This is a genomic window from Syntrophaceae bacterium, assembly GCA_013177795.1.
Taxonomy (GTDB): Bacteria; Desulfobacterota; Syntrophia; order Syntrophales; family UBA2192; genus UBA2192.
Window position 1 is genome coordinate 514,042 of record JABLXY010000003.1, and the last position, 19,030, is coordinate 533,071.

Annotated in this window: 18 protein-coding genes; 11 read left to right on the top strand and 7 right to left on the bottom strand. The window is 66.7% G+C overall.

Annotation, left to right across the window (positions count from 1 at the left end; all coding sequences use genetic code 11):
- Window positions 1-20 precede the first annotated feature (20 nt).
- Window positions 21-1,016, bottom strand: coding sequence for a ligase-associated DNA damage response exonuclease (locus tag HPY67_12255; GenBank protein NPV05492.1), 996 nt, complete (start codon window positions 1,014-1,016; stop codon window positions 21-23).
- Window positions 1,017-1,265: 249 nt separating this feature from the next.
- Between HPY67_12255 and HPY67_12260 the strand changes: the two genes are divergently transcribed.
- The 3 genes from HPY67_12260 to HPY67_12270 all read left to right on the top strand — a co-directional run bounded on the left by HPY67_12260 (window position 1,266) and on the right by HPY67_12270 (window position 4,279).
- A complete protein-coding gene (locus tag HPY67_12260; GenBank protein NPV05493.1) occupies window positions 1,266-1,466 on the top strand; it encodes a cold-shock protein in 201 nt (66 codons plus the stop codon).
- Window positions 1,467-1,647: 181 nt separating this feature from the next.
- Window positions 1,648-2,145 (top strand): cyclic nucleotide-binding domain-containing protein, encoded by a 498-nt coding sequence (locus HPY67_12265; protein NPV05494.1) that lies wholly within the window; start codon window positions 1,648-1,650, stop codon window positions 2,143-2,145.
- 169 nt (window positions 2,146-2,314) lie between these two features.
- Window positions 2,315-4,279 carry an ABC-F family ATP-binding cassette domain-containing protein gene (locus tag HPY67_12270; GenBank protein NPV05495.1) on the top strand — a complete coding sequence of 655 codons (1,965 nt, stop codon included), beginning with the start codon at window positions 2,315-2,317 and terminating at the stop codon, window positions 4,277-4,279.
- Window positions 4,280-4,331: 52 nt separating this feature from the next.
- Here the strand turns inward: HPY67_12270 and HPY67_12275 are convergent, their stop codons facing one another.
- On the bottom strand, window positions 4,332-4,532 hold the full coding sequence (locus HPY67_12275) for a hypothetical protein (protein NPV05496.1): 201 nt from the start codon (window positions 4,530-4,532) through the stop codon (window positions 4,332-4,334).
- Window positions 4,533-4,751: 219 nt separating this feature from the next.
- Here HPY67_12275 and HPY67_12280 point away from each other — a divergent pair, with 219 nt between their 5' ends.
- The 7 genes from HPY67_12280 to HPY67_12310 all read left to right on the top strand — a co-directional run bounded on the left by HPY67_12280 (window position 4,752) and on the right by HPY67_12310 (window position 12,833).
- Window positions 4,752-6,281 carry a radical SAM protein gene (locus tag HPY67_12280; GenBank protein ID NPV05497.1) on the top strand — a complete coding sequence of 510 codons (1,530 nt, stop codon included), beginning with the start codon at window positions 4,752-4,754 and terminating at the stop codon, window positions 6,279-6,281.
- Window positions 6,282-6,488: 207 nt separating this feature from the next.
- A complete protein-coding gene (locus HPY67_12285; GenBank protein NPV05498.1) occupies window positions 6,489-8,009 on the top strand; it encodes a response regulator in 1,521 nt (506 codons plus the stop codon).
- A 261-nt stretch (window positions 8,010-8,270) separates the two neighbouring features.
- Window positions 8,271-8,642, top strand: coding sequence for a PilZ domain-containing protein (locus tag HPY67_12290; protein NPV05499.1), 372 nt, complete (start codon window positions 8,271-8,273; stop codon window positions 8,640-8,642).
- 566 nt (window positions 8,643-9,208) lie between these two features.
- Window positions 9,209-9,478 (top strand): hypothetical protein, encoded by a 270-nt coding sequence (locus tag HPY67_12295; protein NPV05500.1) that lies wholly within the window; start codon window positions 9,209-9,211, stop codon window positions 9,476-9,478.
- Between the two features lie 201 nt (window positions 9,479-9,679).
- Window positions 9,680-11,053, top strand: coding sequence for a cytochrome ubiquinol oxidase subunit I (locus HPY67_12300; protein NPV05501.1), 1,374 nt, complete (start codon window positions 9,680-9,682; stop codon window positions 11,051-11,053).
- Window positions 11,054-11,066: 13 nt separating this feature from the next.
- A complete protein-coding gene (gene cydB / locus HPY67_12305) occupies window positions 11,067-12,080 on the top strand; it encodes a cytochrome d ubiquinol oxidase subunit II (protein ID NPV05502.1) in 1,014 nt (337 codons plus the stop codon).
- 18 nt (window positions 12,081-12,098) lie between these two features.
- The gene (locus tag HPY67_12310; protein ID NPV05503.1) at window positions 12,099-12,833 is read left to right on the top strand and encodes a cytochrome b5; all 735 of its coding nucleotides are present in this window, start codon (window positions 12,099-12,101) and stop codon (window positions 12,831-12,833) included.
- A 61-nt stretch (window positions 12,834-12,894) separates the two neighbouring features.
- On the opposite strand, the gene HPY67_12315 is transcribed toward HPY67_12310, so the two are convergent.
- The 4 genes from HPY67_12315 to HPY67_12330 are packed head-to-tail and all read right to left on the bottom strand — an operon-like array spanning window position 12,895 to window position 17,198.
- On the bottom strand, window positions 12,895-13,920 hold the full coding sequence (locus HPY67_12315; protein ID NPV05504.1) for a DUF4340 domain-containing protein: 1,026 nt from the start codon (window positions 13,918-13,920) through the stop codon (window positions 12,895-12,897).
- Window positions 13,902-15,755: a GldG family protein gene (locus tag HPY67_12320; protein NPV05505.1), complete on the bottom strand. Its 1,854-nt coding sequence runs from the start codon at window positions 15,753-15,755 to the stop codon at window positions 13,902-13,904. Before HPY67_12320 ends, HPY67_12315 begins: the two co-directional genes overlap by 19 nt.
- Window positions 15,749-16,483: an ABC transporter permease subunit gene (locus tag HPY67_12325; protein ID NPV05506.1), complete on the bottom strand. Its 735-nt coding sequence runs from the start codon at window positions 16,481-16,483 to the stop codon at window positions 15,749-15,751. The genes HPY67_12320 and HPY67_12325 overlap by 7 nt, the downstream gene beginning before the upstream one ends.
- Before the next feature lies 1 nt (window position 16,484).
- Window positions 16,485-17,198: an ABC transporter ATP-binding protein gene (locus tag HPY67_12330; protein NPV05507.1), complete on the bottom strand. Its 714-nt coding sequence runs from the start codon at window positions 17,196-17,198 to the stop codon at window positions 16,485-16,487.
- A gap of 106 nt (window positions 17,199-17,304) precedes the next feature.
- Here HPY67_12330 and HPY67_12335 point away from each other — a divergent pair, with 106 nt between their 5' ends.
- Window positions 17,305-17,934, top strand: coding sequence for a dephospho-CoA kinase (locus HPY67_12335; GenBank protein ID NPV05508.1), 630 nt, complete (start codon window positions 17,305-17,307; stop codon window positions 17,932-17,934).
- Between the two features lie 58 nt (window positions 17,935-17,992).
- On the opposite strand, the gene HPY67_12340 is transcribed toward HPY67_12335, so the two are convergent.
- Entirely contained in the window at window positions 17,993-19,012 is a 1,020-nt protein-coding gene (locus HPY67_12340; protein NPV05509.1) for a sensor domain-containing diguanylate cyclase, read from the bottom strand.
- Window positions 19,013-19,030 lie beyond the last annotated feature (18 nt).

The window sequence follows — 19,030 nt, forward strand, 5'->3', positions numbered from 1 at the left end:
GGCCGTCCCCGCCGCCGGCATCAATCCTCCATCCATTCGCCGGCGGCAAAGCCGGCCTGCAGCGGTTTTGCGTCGATGCCCCTCTCCCGGAGCAGCCGGACGACGGGATCGACATGGCCGTGGGTGACGAAGACCTCTTCCGCGCCCGTCGCCGATACGGCATCCAGGAGGCCCGGCCAGTCCGCGTGGTCGGAGAGCGCAAAGCCCCGGTCGACGCCGCGGCGCCGCCTCGCGTCGCGAAGGCGCATCCAGCCCGAGGCCAGCGCCGTGGCGCACGCGCCGAAGCGCCGCAGCCAGCTGGCGTGGCGGGCCGAGGGCGGCGCGATGACGATGGCCCGGCTGAAATCGGCCTTCCTCCCCGCCTCGGCCGGAACCGTGTTCGGCAGCCCCACCCCGCTCATCCGGTAGCGGCGGTTCATCTCCTCGACCGAGGCGTGCGTGAAGATGGGCCCCATGGCGGGGTCGAGGCCCATGAGGACCCGCTGCGCCTTGCCGAGGGCGTAGGCGAAGAGCACGCTGGCGCGGCCCGCCTCCTGGTTGGACCGCCACCAGGCGCGGATCTGCGCGAAGAGCGCCGCGGGCTCGTCCCACCGGTACACGGGGAGGCCGAAGGTGGACTCCGTGATGAAGCCGTGGCAGCGCAGGGGCTCGAAGGGGGCGCAGGTGGGGTCGGCCTGGAGCTTGTAGTCGCCGCTGAACACCGTGACGCGGCCCCGGTGCTCGATGCGCACCTGGGCCGAGCCCAGGATGTGCCCCGCCGGGTGCAGCGACAGGCGGACCCCGTCGAGGGCCACGGTCTCCCCGTACCCCACGAACCGGATCGGGGCGTCGTTCCCCAGCCGGGTCCTCAGCACGTGGGCGCCGTCCCGGGCGGCGAGGTAGCTGCGGCAGCCCCGAACGGCGTGATCGGCGTGCGCGTGGGTGATGACGGCGCGCTCCACGGGGCCCCGGGGATCGATGTGAAAGCCGCCGGCCTCGCAGGCGAGGCCCTGCTCTGTCATCCGCAGGGGGATCATGATGGAGGGAGTATGGCACAAACCCCCGGCCCCTGCAACGGAGGCGGGCTCCCCGGCGGCCCGGGAGCGGCGGAAAATCTGCTTGACAGGCGTCGCGGGGGGGCGATATGGTTCGCCCTGTGGTCTAAGGGGGGGACCATTCTGGAGGGAATAGGGGCCGCCGATCCGGGGTCTGTCGGACGGTTCCCGCTTTTTCTGTCAGAGTGTCTGCTCCCGGCCATCGATTTTTTTTGCACAGGAGGGAACACGATGGCGCAGGGAACCGTAAAGTGGTTCAACGAGAAGAAAGGGTTCGGCTTCATTCAGCAGGACGGGGGCGGCGATCTCTTCGTCCATTACACGGCCATCAAGGCCGCTGGATTCAGGAGCCTGCAGGAAGGGCAGCGGGTCCAGTTCGAGGTCGAGACGACGGACAGGGGCCCGAAGGCAAAGAACGTAGAGGCGATCTGATCGCGGCAAGACCCTGCAAGAGGCGGCACCGGTTCGGTGCCGCTTTTTTTGTGCGGCGCCCCTCGGGGTCAGGGCCGCAAATTTCCGATAGAATTCGGACCCGAAGGCTGCTATAGAGAACCATACGGGTCGTCTTCTCCATCGCGGTTCCCCGGCTCATTCTACAAGGAGGTGAGTTTCCATGGTGTCAGCGGCTTTTTTGAAGGAGTGCAACGTGTTCCAGGGATTGAAAGACGCGCAGATCGAGAAACTCATGGCCATCGCCAAGGAGGAATCCTTCCCGACGGGGACCCTGCTGTACAAGGAGGGGGACCCGTCGACTCACCTCTATCTGGTCCAGCAGGGGAAGGTCTTCCTGCAGATGAAGACCGACATGGGGCCCGCGCGGCCGCCGATGCAGGTCATCATCGACGTCGTGACCCGGCGGGAGGCCTTCGGCTGGTCGGCCTTCGTGGAGCCCAACCTGCACACCCTGAGCGCGCTGATCGCCGAGCCGACGACGCTGATCCTGTTCGACGGCGGCAAGATGAAGGCCCTCATGGAGGAGGATTGCGCCATGGGCTTCGAGGTCATGAAGGGCCTGACCCGGCTGCTCGCCAACCGGCTCAACCACACCCGGGTGCTGCTCATCGGCGAGCGGGCCCTGGCGACGCTGACGGCGGGCACGGAGTACGCGTGACGCGGCCTCCATGCACGAACCCGGAATCCGCAAGGCGGGGGTCATCAACCCCGCCTTTTGTTTGGCCCCTGCGGCGCAAGGCTCGAAACGCAAGGCACAGGCGTCAAAAGGAATCCGTCATCAGCCCATCCGCCGCAAGTCTGAAGCCACAGGCCGTTTGCCATTCGTCATGATTTCGCTGGAGAACATCTCCAAACAATACGGCCCGAAGGTCCTCTTCGAGGGGCTCTCGCTGTTCGTCGGCGAGCGGGACCGGATCGCCGTCGTCGGCGCCAACGGGACGGGCAAGTCGACGTTGATGAAGATCATCGCGGGCGAGGTGGAGGCCGATTCAGGCACCCTCCACCGGTCGCGGTTCACCACCGTCGGCTACCTGCCCCAGGAGCTCGTCGGCCACGCGGGCCAATCGCTCCTGGAGGAGACCCTGAAGGCGTTCGAGGACATCCGGCGGCTCCACCTGCGGTTCGACGCGATCTCCGCGGAGATCCGCACGAGGAGCGCCGCCGGGGAATCGGGTCCGGAAATCGAGGGCCTGCTTGCCGAGATGGGTCGGATCCAGCACCGCATCGAGGACGGCGAAGGCTGGCGCATCGAGGCCCGGGCCAAGGCGATTCTCTTCGGGCTCGGCTTCCGGGAGCGGGACCTGGAGCGGCCTGCGGGCGAGTTCAGCAGCGGCTGGCAGATGCGGATCGAGCTGGCGAGGCTCCTGCTGCGCGAGCCCTCGGTGCTGCTTCTCGACGAGCCGACGAACCATCTCGACATCGAGTCCCTCGAATGGCTCGAGGGCTACCTCGCGGCCTACGCGGGGGCGCTGCTCCTCGTATCCCACGACAGGCGGTTCCTGGACAATCTCGCCAGGCGCACCGTCGAGATCTCCCGGGGCCGCGCGACGGAGTACGCCTGCAACTACTCGGGCTACCTCCGCGAGGAGGAGGCCCGGCGCCGCCTGCAGGAGGCGGCCTTCGAAAACCAGCAGAAGATGATCCGTGAGACGGAGCGCTTCGTCGAGCGCTTCCGCGCCAAGAGCACCAAGGCCCGGCAGGTCCAGAGCCGCCTGAAGCGGCTCGAGAAGATCGACCGGATCGAGCTGGAGACGGACGAGCGGGAGATCGCCTTCCGGTTCCCGCCGCCGCCCCGCTCCGGCAGGGTCGTCCTGCGTCTCGAGAACGTCGACAAGCGCTACGGGGACACGGCCGTCTTCGAGGGGGTGTCGCTCGTGATCGAGCGGGGCGACCGCATCGCCGTGCTCGGGGTCAACGGCGCGGGGAAATCCACGCTGGCCCGGCTCCTGGCGGGGATCGAGCCCGTCCAGGCCGGCCGGCGCGTGGAGGGGCACCAGGTCAGTGTTTCCTACTACGCGCAGAACCAGGCCGACGCGCTCGACCCGTCAAAAACCGTGCTCGAGTCCGTCGAGGAGGTGGCCGCCTTCGGCGCGGGGGGGAACCTGAGGACCCTGCTGGGGCACTTCCTCTTTTCCGACGACGACGTCTTCAAGCGTGTCTCCGTGCTCTCGGGCGGCGAGAAGAGCCGGCTGGCGCTGGCGCGGATGCTCCTCGTGCCGGCCAATCTCCTGGTTCTCGACGAGCCGACGAACCACCTGGACATGCGCTCCAAGGATGTGCTCAAGGAGGCCCTGCGTGCCTTCGACGGGACCTTCGTGATCGTCTCCCACGACCGGGATTTCCTCGCGGGCCTCGTCACGAAGGTGCTCGTGGCGAAGGACAGGGGGCTCGTGCTCTACCCGGGCTCCGTGGACGACTACCTGCGGATCTGGCACGCCCGCGAGGCACAGGGGCCGGGCAGGGGGGATCCGGATCCGGGCGCAAGCCGCGTGCAGCGGGATCGCGGGCGCAAGCGTGAGGAGGCGGAGCGAAGGCAGGAGCGCTACCGCAGGGTGAAGCCCCTCAAGGACGACCTGGAGGCGCTTCTGCGCGAAATCGACGGCAGGGAGAAGCGGAAGTCCGAGCTGGAGGCCCTCCTGGCCGACCCCGCGACCTACGGGGACGGCAGCCTCGTGAAGCGGCTCGGCGCCGAGTACCGGGGCATCGCGCCGCAGCTCGAGGACCTCTACCGCAGGTGGGGCGATCTGCAGGCGAGAATCGATGCCATCGAGCGGGAGGGGCTGGAGGGATGAAAAAAGGGGAGCCGAAGCCCCCCTTTCCGTTTCGTGCCGATGCCCCTGCCGGTCAGCCGCAGGAGCCGCTGCAGCCGCCGCAGCCGTCCGGTCTCTTCAGGTTCGACTCGATCGAGTAGCCCGACCCGCGGGGCGTCTCGATGAAATCCACCTTGATGGGCTTGACGTCCTCGTAGAGGGCCTTTTCGATCATGAACGTGAGGCCGTTTCGGGTGAAAATCTCGTCGCCGTCCTTTGACTCGTCCAGAGCCATGCCCAGGGAGGGCCCGGCTCAGCCGCCCTCGTTGAGGAAAATCCGCACGAAGGGCTTGTCGTCGCGCTCCTTGAAGAACGCGAGCATCATCTCTTCCGCTTTGGGTGTGATCTCGAACATCAACTGTCCTCCGGAGAATTTCGATTGCTGTTAATGTGCACACGAAATCCTCCTTGTCAAACGATATTTCAACAGCAGAGGTGAGAGGCCATCAAGCACATCCTGCTCATCCATCCCCCCGTCGCGAAGGCCTGCGAACCGCCGGGCGGCATCGCGCGGCTCGCCGGCTGCCTGAGAGAGCACGGGGTCCGCTGCACGGTGCTGGACGCCAATTGCGAGGGGCAGCTGCGCCTCCTGGCGGAGGCGGCCGGGACTGCAGGCCGGAAATTTGACACCTGGACGATGCGTGCCCGGCGAAGGCTGACGGAGAACCTGGCCGCGCTGCGGAGCCCGGGGCTCTACGGCAGCGCGGACCGGTACCGGCGCTGCGTCAGCGACGTCAACCGCCTGCTCGCGCGCCGGGGCCTCGAGGCCGGTGTCACGCTCACGCTGGCCGATCACCAGGACCCCGGGCTCTCGCCGCTTCGGTCGGGGGACCTTCTCCGGGCCGCCCGGGAATACCGGTCCAACCCGTTTGTGCCCGCGCTTGCCGGGCGCATCGAGGCGCTCATCGGGGAGAGTGCCGCCGATGCCGTCGGCGTCTCCCTGAACTACCTGAGCCAGGCCCTGTGTGCATTCGCCCTGATCGGGTGGCTGCGCGAGCGGTTCCCGGGGATGCCCGTCGTGCTGGGCGGCGGTCTCGTGACCTCCTGGCTCCGGCGGACCGGCGGCCGAAACCCCTTCGGGGGGCTCGTCGACCACTGCGTCGCGGGCCCCGGGGAGGACTTCCTGCTCGCGCTTGCCGGGGTGCGGGGCAGCGGGGGCCGCTTCGCACGCCCCGACTACGCCGGGTTCCCCGCGGAGGGCTACCTGTCGCCCGGGCCCGTGCTTCCGTACAGCGCCTCGTCGGGCTGCCACTGGCGCCGCTGCACCTTCTGCCCCGAGAGGGCCGAGGGGCAGCGCTACCGGCCTGTCCCGGAAGAGCAGGTCCTGTCGGACCTCCGGGCGCTCGTCGCGGAGATGCGACCCGCCCTGATCCACTTTCTCGACAGCACCATGAGCCCGCGGCTCCTCGATCTGCTGGCCCGTCACGCCCCGGGCGCACCCTGGTACGGGTTCACCCGGGTGAGCGCCCGGCTCGGCGACGCGGATTTCTGCCGGGCCTTGAGGGCCTCGGGCTGCGTCATGCTGAAACTCGGCCTCGAATCGGGTGATCAGGGGGTGCTCGACGCCCTCGAGAAGGGCATCCGCATCGACGAGGCCTCGCGGGCCCTCAAGGCTCTCAAGGGGGCGGGGATCGGGACCTACGTCTACCTTCTGTTCGGAACCCCCGCCGAGACCCCCGAGGCGGCCGGGCGCACCCTGGCCTTCACCGCAGGACACAGTGAGTGGATCGATTTTCTCAACCTCGCCGTCTTCAACCTGCCTGCCGGTACGGAGGCGGCGGCGGGGCTGAAGGTTCGCCCCTTCTACGAGGGGGACCTCTCGCTGTATGCCGACTTCGAACATCCCGCCGGCTGGGGGCGCCGGGCGGTGCGGGACTTCCTGGACCGGGAGTTCCGCCGGCACCCCGCCGTGGCGCCCATCGTCAGGCGCCAGCCGCCGTTCTTCACGTCCAATCACGCGCCCTTCCTGCTAAATTTTTGTTGAAAATTTCGCTGAAAGGCGACAGAGTGGGGGCAATTTCCCGGGGTGATTGTTCCTATCCCCTCTAAATAAATGGGCAAAAAGGGAAAATCCGGCAGAATCCTTGCAAAGAATCTGCGAGAGACGGGGAAATCGTGTCCGAACCCTGATGGTCGCCAGTCGGGCTGCGCGGTGCAACGGCCCGCGAGAGCAAAAGGACGGTAAGCCGGCATGAACGTAGGCAGACTCAGCATGCGCATGGACATCCGCAGGAACGTGACGCTCCGCACCCAGATCGAGCAGAACGGCCTGCTCATCATCGCCGTGGCGATGGCCCTCATCTACTGGATCTTCGACTCCATGGTGACGGACCAGTTCTGGACCCGACTGCTGGTGGTCGTCCTCATCTTCACCTACGGCATGATGACCCAGTTTCTGATCAACCAGCGCCGCGAGGCCGAGGAGGCCCTCCAGCAGGCCCACGACGAACTCGAGGAGCGCGTCCAGATCCGCACGGCGGAGCTGAGCCGCGCCAACGAGGAGCTCCAGCGCGAGATCCGCGAGCGCAAGCAGGCCGAGGAGCAGAAGAAGAAGCTCGAGAACCAGCTCCTGCATGCCCAGAAGATGGAGGCCATCGGGACCCTGGCCGGCGGCATCGCCCATGACTTCAACAACCTGCTGCAGGCCATCTCGGGATACACGCAGCTGCTGCTGATGCGCAAGGACTCGAGTGACCCCGACTACGGAAAGCTCGAGGTCATCCAGAGCTCCACCCTGAAGGCCAGCGAGCTGACGAAGCAGCTCCTCATCTTCAGCCGCAAGATGGAGAGCAAGCTCAAGCCCCTCGATCTCAACCACGAGGTCATGCAGGTCTGCAAGATCCTCCAGCGGACGATCCCGAGGATGATCACGATCGAACTCAAGCTTGCCGAGAACCTGAAGGTCGTCAACGCCGACTCGGCGCAGCTCGAGCAGATCCTCATGAACCTCGGCGTCAACGCCCGGGACGCGATGGCCGACGGCGGCACCCTCACGTTCCAGACGGAGAACGTCTACCTCGACCGGGGCTACACGACCTCCATGCTGGGTGCCACCCCCGGCGAGTACATCCTGCTCACCGTGTCGGACACGGGCCACGGGATGGACAAGGAGACCCTGCAGCACATCTTCGAGCCCTTCTACACGACGAAGGAGGCCGGAAAGGGCACGGGGCTGGGCCTGGCCATCGTCTACGGCATCGTCCAGAACCACAACGGCTACATCCAGGTCGACAGCCGTCCCGGCGGCGGGACGACGTTCCGCATCTACTTCCCCGTCCTGAAGAGCGACGGTCAGGAGAAGGCCGAGGTGAAGGTCCCGCAGGAAGCACCGCGGGGGAAGGAGCGGATTCTGCTCGTCGACGACGAGAAGACCGTCCTGGACATCGGGCAGGACCTGCTGCGCCAGTACGGCTACGAGACCATCCTGGCCGACGGGGGCGAGAAGGCCATCGAGATCTACCGCAGGGAGAGGGACCGCATCGATCTCGTGATCCTCGATCTCATCATGCCCGGGATGGGCGGGCAGAAGTGCTTCCAGGAACTCCTGAAGATCAACCCGAGGATCAAGGTCATCATCTCCACGGGCGCCTCCGCGGAGGAGCAGGTCCGCGAGGCCTTCAACCCCCATCCCGTGGGCTTCGTGAGCAAACCCTACCAGCTCAAGGACATGCTGACGAAGGTCAGGGAGGTCCTCGACGCCAGGCCGAATTAGGCGTCAGGCTCCGGGAACATGCAAGGACCGGGAAACACCCGGTCCTTTTTTTGCCTCGAGCCCTTTTCTGAGGGTTTCTCCAGGGCATCCCCCTCCAAATCCTTACGCCTGATGCCCGAGGCCCGGCGCCTGCGGGCGCCCGCCCGCATTTGGCACGAATTCTGAATAAAAATATTGCTGGTTTGACATTTATGACCAAGGGCGGTCATTTTCCCCCGCCTGGGGCGAGGAAGACCCGGGAAAGGAAAGGAAAACAAGGCAATGAGGAAGATAACCCGTACGGCCGACAGCTACGATCTGGTCTACGAGCGCAGGAGGCTCGAGCGTTTCGATCTCCAGGTCCCCGCCAAGATCGAGGTGCTTTCCTCACCGGACTCGGCATCGGTCCTCGAACTCCTGACGAAGGACATCTGTGCGGGCGGCGCCTATTTCCCCACCAAGACGGCGCTTGCCGCGGGCACAAAGGTCAAGCTCGACATCCTGTTGCCGGTCCGGAATGTCGGCACCGACACGGACAGCACGAGGGGCCTGATCAAGGTCAACGGCACCGTCATCCGGTCGGGGCCCGCCGGGATGGCCATCGGCTTCGACGGGGGATACCTGATCACCCCGTTCCGCGAAGCCATGAACTGACTCCCGGTTCTCGGGACTGACGAAAAAAGCAGGGCGAAGCGCCCTGCTTTTTTTTGCCCATTTGCCAGCTTGTGCCCGGGCGGGCTTTTTCAGGCCCTGCCCTACCGTCGTACAGGGGGCCAAAGGAGGAGGGAAAAGCCCCCGCGAAGGCAAGCAGCCAAGGAGGGGGAGGCTGAATGCCTGCTGGCTCCGGTAGGGCTGGGGCGAGATTCGTTGGGACCGCGCGAGATTCAGAGCTTCAGAGAGAGGAAGAGCACGAGCGATACCGAAACCGGCGTATCACATTTGCACCTAATATAGCGGTTTCCACTGTGAAAAGCAATAGGTGGACGCAGGATTTTCTTGACACGCCAACCCATGGAAAAGAATGGTTTTTCTTTCAGGGGCGGCCTTGATCGGCCCGGAACAAAAAAAACTGGCAATCGGGCGATGATCTGTTAAAATTGCCACGCGTGCCCTGCGGGGGACCTCTTCGCGGTCAGGCCAAAGATTTGACAGGGGGCCGCATCCCCCATTTGTTCGCACCCGACGGTGTCCGATCCGAGAGGGATCACGGAGAACGAACCATGACCTACCCGAGCGAGACGATCACGGTCAAGCAGTACTCCACGGCGGTTGCCGCCAAGGGGGCCCTGCTCTTGAGCATCGTCAGTGTCGCGCACAGCTTCGTGCACATCCGAATCGGCGCCGTGGGGGCCAAGAACCTCGAGGTGGAGCGCCTCAATCTCGGCGAGTTCGTTCAGTTCGAGGGCGCCGACGGGTCGCTCTACGAGGTCCGTCTTCTTGCCGTGGAGGGGTTCGACACGGCGACGCTGATGGTGACCCGCATTAAATGAGTGCCGGGCCGTCGCCCGACGCAAGGCGCAGGCAAGACGCCTCTTACATACCGAAAGCTTCGAAGTTGAGAAGTTGGGAAGCTTGGAAAAGCGGAGATTCACGGTTGGTCGCACCCTATCCGGACTTCCTATCTTCCCAGCTTCAAAACTTCTATCCTTTTCCCGGTCACGGACCGGGTTTTTCTTGATGGGTGAGGTGCGATGGACACGCTCTTCGATACCGTGATGCTCTCCCGCCTTCAATTTGCCGCCATGGCCATGGTCCACATCTCCTTCTCGGTGCTGACCGTCGGGCTGGCCCTGTTCATCGCCGTGATGGAAGGCCTGTGGCTCAGGACGAAGGACCCCGTTTACTACGGCCACGCCCGCTTCTGGAGCCGGCTGCTGATTCTGAACTTCGGCATCGGCGTGGTCACCGGGCTCCCCCTGGAATTCGCCTTCGGCAACAACTGGGCGCCCTTCGCGGCACGGAGCACCTTCTTCGGCGAGATCCTCGGCACAGAGACCCTTTCGGCCTTCATGCTCGAGGCGGGGTTCCTGGGCGTCATGATCTTCGGGTGGAACCGGGTGCCCCCGAAGCTCCATTTCTTCTCCACCTGCATGGTCGTCCTCGGCTCCTCCCTCTCGGTGTTCTGGATCATGGTGGCCAATTCCTGGATGCAGTCCCCCGCCGGGGTCGTGGTCGACGGCGGGCGGATCATCGTCACGGACTTCCGGGAGGCCATCTTCAACCCCGACATGATGATCAGCACGGCCCACATGTATCTCGCCTGTCTCCAGACGAGCCTCCTTGTCGTCGGCGGGATCAGCGCCTGGTACGTCCTGAAGGGACGCCACACGGCGTTCTTCGCGCGGTCCTTCCAGACGGCCCTGATCGCCGCCCTCGTGATTTCGCCCCTGCAGGTCTGGGTCGGCGACGAGAACGGGCGTGAAGTGGCGAGACTGCAGCCCACGAAGCTCGCGGCCATGGAAGCCCACTGGGAGACGAACCTCCCGGGGCAGGGGGCCGCCTGGATCATCGCGGCCTGGCCCGACGAGGCGAACCAGAAAAACGCCTGGGCCGTCGAGGTGCCGTATGTCCTGAGTCTCCTGCTCACCCACTCGCCGACGGGCGAGGTGAAAGGACTCAGGGAGTTCCCCCAAGACCTGCACCCCCCCATCCTGCTGACCTTCTATCCCTTCCGGGTCATGGTCTTCGCAGGCTTCGCCTTCCTGGGCCTTGCGCTCTGGACGGGGTGGCGCTGGAAGAAGGGGGCGCTCACCGCCGAGCGGCTTGCGGGCGAGAGACGGCTTCTCTGGGCCTGGATGGCGGCGGGCCCGCTGGCCTGGGCCGCCGTGGAGGGAGGCTGGATCACGCGCGAGGTGGGACGCCAGCCCTGGCTCGTCTACGGCCTCGTGAGGACCGGCGAGGCCGCCACCCCGCTGCCGGCGGGGGCCGTCGCCGCCTCCCTGGCGGGCTATCTCGTCATTGCGGGCCTGCTCACGGCGGCGTTTGTCGCCCTGGCCGCGCGTGTGCTGGCGCAGGGGCCCGACCCCTCGACCCTCGAGCCCCCGCAGGCCCGCCCGGGCCATTGAGAGGAGGATGCCCATGGAAACCCTGCAGATCTACCTGCCCGACTACTTCTTCCTCGCCCTGGGGCTTCTGCTGTTCCTCTACATGGCCACCGACGGCTACAACCTGGGGCTGGGGATCTTCTCGCTGGCGGCCCGAAACGAAGAGGAGCGGGGGCTCATGATCCACTCGATCGCCTCCACCTGGCACGCGAGCCAGACCTGGCTCGTGATCCTGGGCGGCCTGCTCTTCGGCGCCTTCCCCGTCGTCTACGGGGTCGCCATGTCGGCCCTCTACGTCCCCGTCATGCTCATGCTGGCCGGGCTTGCCTTCCGCGGCGTGGCGATCGAGTTCTACCACGAATCGCCCAACCGCGCCCGCTGGGGCCTTGCCTTCGGGCTGGGGAGCCTCGTCGCGACCCTCGCCCAGGGGTTCACCCTCGGGGGGCTGCTGAGCGGCATGCCGGTGGTCAACGGGCAGTTTGCCGGCGGCTGGGGCGACTGGCTCAACCCCTTTTCGGCCCTGGTCGCCGCCGGCGGGGCCGCGGGATTTCTCCTGCTCGGCACCACCTACCTCGCCATGAAAGCGGAGGGGGAGCTCCGGGAACGAGCCCTGAAGGCGGCCGCGGTCGCGGCGTGGGCCGTTCTCGCTGGGCTCGCCGTGATCCTGCTGTGGATGTCCCTGCAGCACCGGGAAGGCCGCTTCTCCCTGCTCGCGCTGCGGCAGGGCCACTACATCTACCTCACCCTGCCCATCTTCCTCTTCGAGTTTGCCATGCTGCTGCGAAGCCTCAGGAGGGGGGAGCCCGACAAGCCCTTCCAGTGGAGCGTGCTGCTGTTCCTGACCCTCGTGGTCGGGATCGCCGCCGCCCTGTACCCCACGGCCGTCCCGCCCGGGCTGTCCATCTTCGATGCGGCCGCCCCGCCGCGCTCGCTCTGGTTCCTCTTTGCCGTGAGCGCCGTGCTGCTGCCCGTGATGCTCGCCTACAATGCCTGGGTGTACCTCGTGTTCCGCGGAAAGGCGGGGGAGGGGGACAAGCCCGGGCACTGATCCCGGGGAGGGGAACCCTTGAGCGGACCGGACGGCAGGGAATACGACGCGCAGACACTCGCCGATTGCGACGGGAGCGAGGGGAAACGGGCCTGCGTGGCCGTCGACGGCGTCGTCTACGACGTGGGCGCAAGCCGGCTCTGGAGGGGCGGCCTGCACATGAAGCGCCACCGCGCGGGCCGGGACCTCACCGCGGACATCGAGGCGGCCCCCCACGGCAGGGAGGTGCTGGAAAAGGTCCCCCGGGCCGGCACGCTGAAGCAGGCGGGCGCCGGGGGGGACGCCGTCCCGGCATGGCTTGCCGGGCTGCTCGACCGGTTCCCGTTCCTGCGCCGCCACCCCCACCCGATGGTGGTCCATTTCCCCATCGTGTTCATGTACTCGGCCACGTTCTTCGACGTCCTCTACATGGTGACAGGGGTCAAGGCCTTCGAGGTGACGGCCTTCCACTGCCTGGCGGGCGGGATCCTCTTCATCCCGCCGGCCATGCTCACGGGCTGGTTCACGTGGTGGCTCAACTACCTGGCCAGGCCCATGGCGCACGTCACCGTCAAGATGCGTCTGTCCTGGGTTCTCCTCGCGGTTTCTCTTGCGGCCTTCCTGTGGCGGTTCTGGATTCCGGGCGTGATGGACGAGACGGGGGCTGGACGATGGGTCTACATCGCGATGCTCCTGTCGCTCGCCCCGGTCGTGAGCGTCATCGGGTATTACGGGGGGGAGCTGACCTTCCCGACGGGGAAGGGAAGAAGTTAAGAGGGTAAGAGGAAAGGTCTTTCTCACCCTCTCACGTTCTTACCTTCTCACCTTCTGGTTTTCATTCCAGCAGGTCCGCCTGCTTCATCCGGGCCACGCGCATCCACGAGGGGTCGATCTCGTAGACCCAGTCCCCGTGGTCCCGGTTGAAGGCCCTCACGGTGTCGACGGGCAGCGGTGCCGAATCCTGCCCCGTGTCGGCGCCTGCCGGGGCTCCTTTCGCCGCCGCCTCGCCGCCGGGGAGCGCCTCGGCGCGGGCGAAGTGCCTTCCGTCCTTTTCCGCAAGCTCGATCCGGTAGATCGTCCCGTCCTTGCGGTGGAAGTCCAGCCGCGCAGGCCAGGCAATCGCCGCCAGGTCGTCTCTGCGGTAAACGTTGCGGACCGGGAACTGCTCGAGCGTCTTCAGAAGCTCCGTGACGGCGCGTTCGTCCTGCCGCTGCCTCTTCGGGATGTCCTCGAGGACGGGCCTGCCCTCGCGCAGGTCGAGGGCGAAGGCGCCCGAGCCGTTGCTGCAGGCGATCCGGACATAATCGCTCTTGCGGCCGGGCGGCAGGTCGCGGCGGATGTAGTCCGCGGTTTTCGTGCTCACCGCCGGCATTGCGTCCGTGCTGAGGTAGACCTGCTTTTCGTCCTCGAGCCGGACGTAGAACCCCGGGAACCCGGGCCGGTCCCGGCCGATGACGATCCCCGTCATCTTCTGGCCCGACTCGCTGAAGAAGCGGACCACCAGGCCCACCTTCTCCCCCGCAACACCCAGCGCCCCGTGGTTGCGCTCGTCGGCGGTCACCCGCTCGGCGCAGCGGATGTCGGCGATCGCCCTCACGATCCGGTTGATCTGCTCGTTGGAGACGGGGTAGTCGTGCTTGCCCGTGAGGAAGAACCGCTCGTCCCGGCGCTTGAAGGTGAGCGCCTCGTCGCCCTGCTTGATGTAGATCCCGTAGACCTTCTCCGGGTTGAACCCCTGGAGGATGTAGCTGCCCTCCTTGAGGGTCACCTCCTGGCGGTCTTCCATGATGCCGAGCAGGATCACGGCCCCGGTGAGCACGGCGGCGACGGCGGCGAGGATGATCAGATGCCTCGTTTCCATGGCTTCCTCTTGATCCATTCGGCCCGGCCGAGCAGGTGTGCGGCGAGCACCGAGGCCGGGATCAGCAGCACCAGGATGGGTCCCGTCAGCAGGATGAAGACTTTCCAGGCCGTGAAAAGACTCTCGACCATGGCGCGCTTCCTGTGCTGGAGGGCCGCCAGTTCCTCCTTCGCGCGCGCGATCTTCGCCTCCGTCAGCTTGCGGCTCCGGAGGATCTCCTCCTTCAGCAGGGACTCCTCGCCCTCCCGGCTCTTGCGGGCCAGGCTGGCCAGTTCTCTCTCCCCGGCGGCGATCTCGGCCCGCAGGGCGGCTGCGGTTGAGGCCGTCGCATCCTCGAAGTCCTCCTCCATCCGGTCGACGGCGCTGAAGGGCCGGATGATCCTGCCGCGGGCCTTGATGCTCGCCAGGGAAACCGAGCCCGTGAGGCCCTCCATCGTGGAGAGGACCAGGTCCGCGTTGCCGCCCGCCGGAGCCGCCGCGGCCAGGGGAGCCGTCAGCATGTCCACGTCGGAGAACACGACCACGGCCGGGGCGGTCTTGCCCGCGGCCGCCGGCGGTTTCGATCCTCCCGTCCCGGGCGCCTCCGCGGCCGCATCTGCCGCCAGGGCGCTCGGGAATCTTCCGGTGAGGCGAACCCCGAGGGTGACGGTCTCCTTCCCCTCCGAGGCACGCTGCTGCGGGTTATCGGCCCGGACGGTGAAGCCCGTCTCCGAGCTCCGCAGGAAAGCGGTCGCCGTGATCCCCGGGACCGTCCGGATCTGCAGCGCGCCGGCATTGAGAACCCGGACCTGGGTCACGCCGGTGCCGAGACCGTCTTCCCGGCTGATGGCCTTGCCCTTGAGCGTCATCGCGGTGGGCGGGCCCGCCGAGTCGCGCGGGGCGAGCCCCGGGTCGGCGGCGAGCACGTCCGGCGCCATCTCGCAGCCCCAGGCGGCAAGCAGGCGGTTGAGGTTCGAGGCGTTCCGCCCGGGCGTGTAGGCGCTCGACGCGGCGGCCGCGGAGGCATCGGCCGTGAAGGCGGGGTCCTGGAACACGACGAGCTTCCCGCCGCCCGTGACGTAGCGGTCCAGGGCCGCGAGGGTCTGTTCGGGGAGATCGCGGGGGTGGACGACCACCACGGCGTCGAGGTTCCGCAGATCCGAGTGGGGGGCGAGCATCGTCACGTCGTAGTGCGACTTCAGCGGCTCGAGGGCCGACGGGCCCTTCAGGCCGGCCTCCGCGAGGCCCGCCGCACGCGCCGTCTCGGCGGGATACGCGGCGCTCTCGAGGCTGACCGTGGAGAGGATCCCGATCCTCTTCTTCGTCCGTGACGTGGCGCTGTGGATCATCTCGGTGATGTCGTACTCGGCAAGCTGCTGGCGCACCGGCGAGAGCAGGGCGATGGCCTTCTCCTGGCCGAACTCGGTCACGAGAACGAGCCCGAAGTAGAACCGGTCGTCGCCGGCCGTGGGGATGGGGCGCAGGCCGTACTGGAGCGCCTCCCGTTCCTCGCGCGTATCGCGGCGGGGGTCGATGATCTCGAGGGTGATCTTCCCGCGGGAGCGCGACGCGTACTCCCGCAGCAGGTCCCGGATGTAGAAGAAGTAGTTGCTGTAGGACCGGAGGGAGTCGAACCCCTTCAGGGCCTCCGTTCGGGAATAGAACAGCTTGAGGCGCACCGGGTGCGTGATCCCCGCGAGGACCTTTTTCGTCTCGTCGGTGAGCGAGTAGATGCGGTCCTGCGTGAGATCGACCTTCAGCGCCCGGCCCGCCTTCGCGAGCAGGGTGATGGACGAGAAGGTGATCAGCGCGATGAGCAAGACGGCCGCGAGGACCTTGGCGTTCTTCTTCAGCATGACTCCCTTCGGTTGTCGACGACGAGGCAGGTGACGGCGATCAGGCCGGCGATGAGAATCCCGTAGAAGGAGAGGTCGCGGAACTCGAGCACGCCGCGCCGCATGGACTCGAAGTGCCCCGAGAGGCTCATGTTGGCCAGGGCCTCGATGAGGTACGCGGGCACGATGCCGGCAAGCCACGTCAGCACGGCCGGCGAGTCGGTGTAGGCCAGCAGGGCGATCATCCCGACGGAGAGCACGAAGCTCACGATCTGGCTGCGGGTCAGGGCCGAGCAGAAGACGCTCACGGCCAGGTAGGCGCCGCCCATCAGGAACGCGCCCAGGTAGCCCGCCGCGATCACGTAGGGGTCGGGGCTGCCGAGCCGGGAGACGGCGATCACGAGGGGCGCCGTGAGCAGCAGGGCCACGGCGAGGAAGAGCCAGCCGGCCAGGAACTTGCCGATCACGGCCTGGGCGACCGTGACGGGCTGCGTGAACAGAAACTCGATGGTGCCCGCCTTGCGCTCCTCGGCCCAGAGACGCATCCCGGTGGCGGGGACGAAGAAGATGTAGAGCAGGGGCAGGTTGTCGAAGAAGACCCTCAGATCCGCCTGCCGCATCTCGAAGAAACGGCCCTTGATCGTGAGGAACCCCGCAAGGAAGAGAAACACGACGAGGATCACGTACCCCATGGAGGTCGTGAAGTAGCTGCGGAACTCGCGCTTGAGGATCGCCCGGATGGTCTGCATGTCAGCTCCCGTTGGTGACTCTGCGGAAGAAGGCGTCGATCTTTCCCTGTCCCTTCTCCTTGAAGTCCTGCGGCGTGGAGTCCGCCACGATCCTCCCCTTGCTGATCAGGATGGCGCGGTTGCAGATCGTCTCCAGCTCCTCCATGACGTGGGTGGAGAGGATGAAGCACTTGTCGGCGGCCATGAAGCGGATCAGCTCGATGATCTCCTGCTTCTGGTTCGGGTCGAGGCCCGACAGGGGCTCGTCGAGGAGCAGCACCGGCGGGTCCCCCAGCAGGGACTGGGCCAGCCCCAGGCGGCGCTGGTAGCCTTTCGAGAGGGTCTCGATCCGGCGGTCCATGACGCCCTGCAGCGAGCTGATGGCGGCCACGCGCTCGATCTCGGATTTGTCGCGGGTCCCGTTGATGCCCCTGACGTCGCAGACGAACTGCAGGAACCACCGCGGGGTCATCTCCCCGTAGAAGGGGCACTTCTCCGACACGTAGCCCAGCACGCGGCGCACCTCGACCGGCTGGCTCCGGATGTCGAACCCCCCGACGCTGGCCGTCCCGCTGTCGGGCTCGATGAAGCACGACAGGATGCGCAGGGTCGTCGTCTTGCCGGCGCCGTTGGGTCCGATGAAGCCCACGATGTCGCCCTTCTTCGCCTCGAAGGAGACATCGTCGAGGGCGACGACGTCGCCGTAGGTTTTGCGGAGATTCTTGACGTCGATCATGCACGTATCCGGACGCAGCAGTTCCCGGAGACATATTGCAAAAGACCTGCCAAACTCTGCGGCTTTTTCGTTGCCGGGACGGGGGCCTTGTGGTAGAAGCGTGCCGATGCTGAACGTGGGGCTGACAGGGGGGATCGCAACGGGCAAGTCGACGGTGGTCCGGATGCTCGTGAAAAGGGGCGCGCGGGTCATCGATCACGACGCCCTCGTCCATGCCCTGCAGGAGCCGGGCCGGCCCGTGTGGCAGCGGATTGTCGAGGCCTTCGGCCGCGGGATCCTCGACGCAGGCGGGCGGATCGACCGCAAGAAGCTCGGAAGCCTCGTCTTCGAAAGCGAGGATCGCCGGAGGCTCCTCGAGAGCATCGTGCACCCGGCCGTTCTCGAGGAGGCGGCACGCGAGCGCGAGCGGATCGGGCGGGAAGACGGGCAGGCGATCGTCCTGTCCGACATCCCGCTGCTTCTCGAGGTGGGGATGCAGGGGCTCTTCGACCTCATCCTGCTGGTCTACGCCCCCCCGGAGGTGCAGATCGCCCGGGTCATGAAGCGAAACCGCCTGACCCGGGACGAGGCTTTGGCGAGGCTTGCGGCCCAGATGCCCATCGACGAAAAGCTCGAACGGGCCGACGTGGTGATCCGAAACGACGGCACGATGCGGGAGCTCGAAGAGCGCGTCGACGAGGTGTGGCAGGAGCTGCTTCTGCGCGAGCGGGAGAAAAGGCTGCGGGCGGGCGGGTGAGGCCGGCTGCCCGGGGAAGGGAACCCCCGGCGGGTGCTCGACCGCCAGGGGGTTTTTTTTACGCCTTCTTGGCGTTCTTGCTCCGGTACAGGCGCTCGTCGGCCTTCTTCAGCAGGGCGGCGGCGTCGGCCAGCCCGGCGTCGGCCGTGGTGGCGATGCCGCAGCTCACCGAGACGGGGATCACGTGCCCCCCGTGGGCCAGGTGCGTGGAGAGGAAGAAGGTCTGCAGGCGGTCGACGAAGCGGTACGCCCGGTCGGCGCCCGTGTTCGGCAGGATGACAACGAACTCGTCCCCGGCGAACCGGGCGACCACGTCGCTCTGGCGGCTCATGGCGACGAGACGGCCGCCCACCCACTTGAGCACCTCGTCGCCCGTGTCGTGGCCGTAGCGGTCGTTGATGTCCTTGAACCGGTCGATGTCGAGGAACACGACGGCGAGGTCCGTCCCGTAGCGCCGCGCCCGGTCGAACTCCCGGCGCAGGACCTGCTCCATCACCCGCCGGTTCAGCAGGTCCGTCAGGGGGTCCCGGAAGGCCAGCATGGCGAGCTTCTCGTGGGCCATCACGTTGGCCAGGCAGATGGAGACCTTCACGGCGAGCTGCCTGAGCAGGCTCGTCTCCATCCCCGGGGCGTAGCGCTCGGGCGATTCGTCCCCCAGGTTGAGGCTCCCGATGGCCCTGCCCTCGTAGGTGAGGGGCACGACGGCCAGCGATCCCGGCGGGAGGCGGGTCCCCTCCGGCATCAGGGGCGCAAAGCGCCCCAGGCTCTCGTTGGCCAGGATGGGCGCGGCGCCGTCCCCGACGATTTCCCTGAAGGTCCCCGCGTCGACCACCTTGAGCCTCTCCTCGAAGGTGCCTCCCGGGGTCATGCGGTCCAGGAGCCGCCACACGTCGTTGTCCTCCGTCATGGCGATCCAGACGCGGGGGACGCTGAACTTGTCGCGGATCTCGGTGAGGAGTTTCTCGAAGAGATCGCGGAAGTTGTGGATCGTGAGGATGCTCGTCTCGATCTCGAAGAACTTGCGGGCGACCTCCTCGTTGCGGCAGATGACCTGCAGAATCTCCTTCACGTCGTTCATGGAAGACCCTGATCCTCC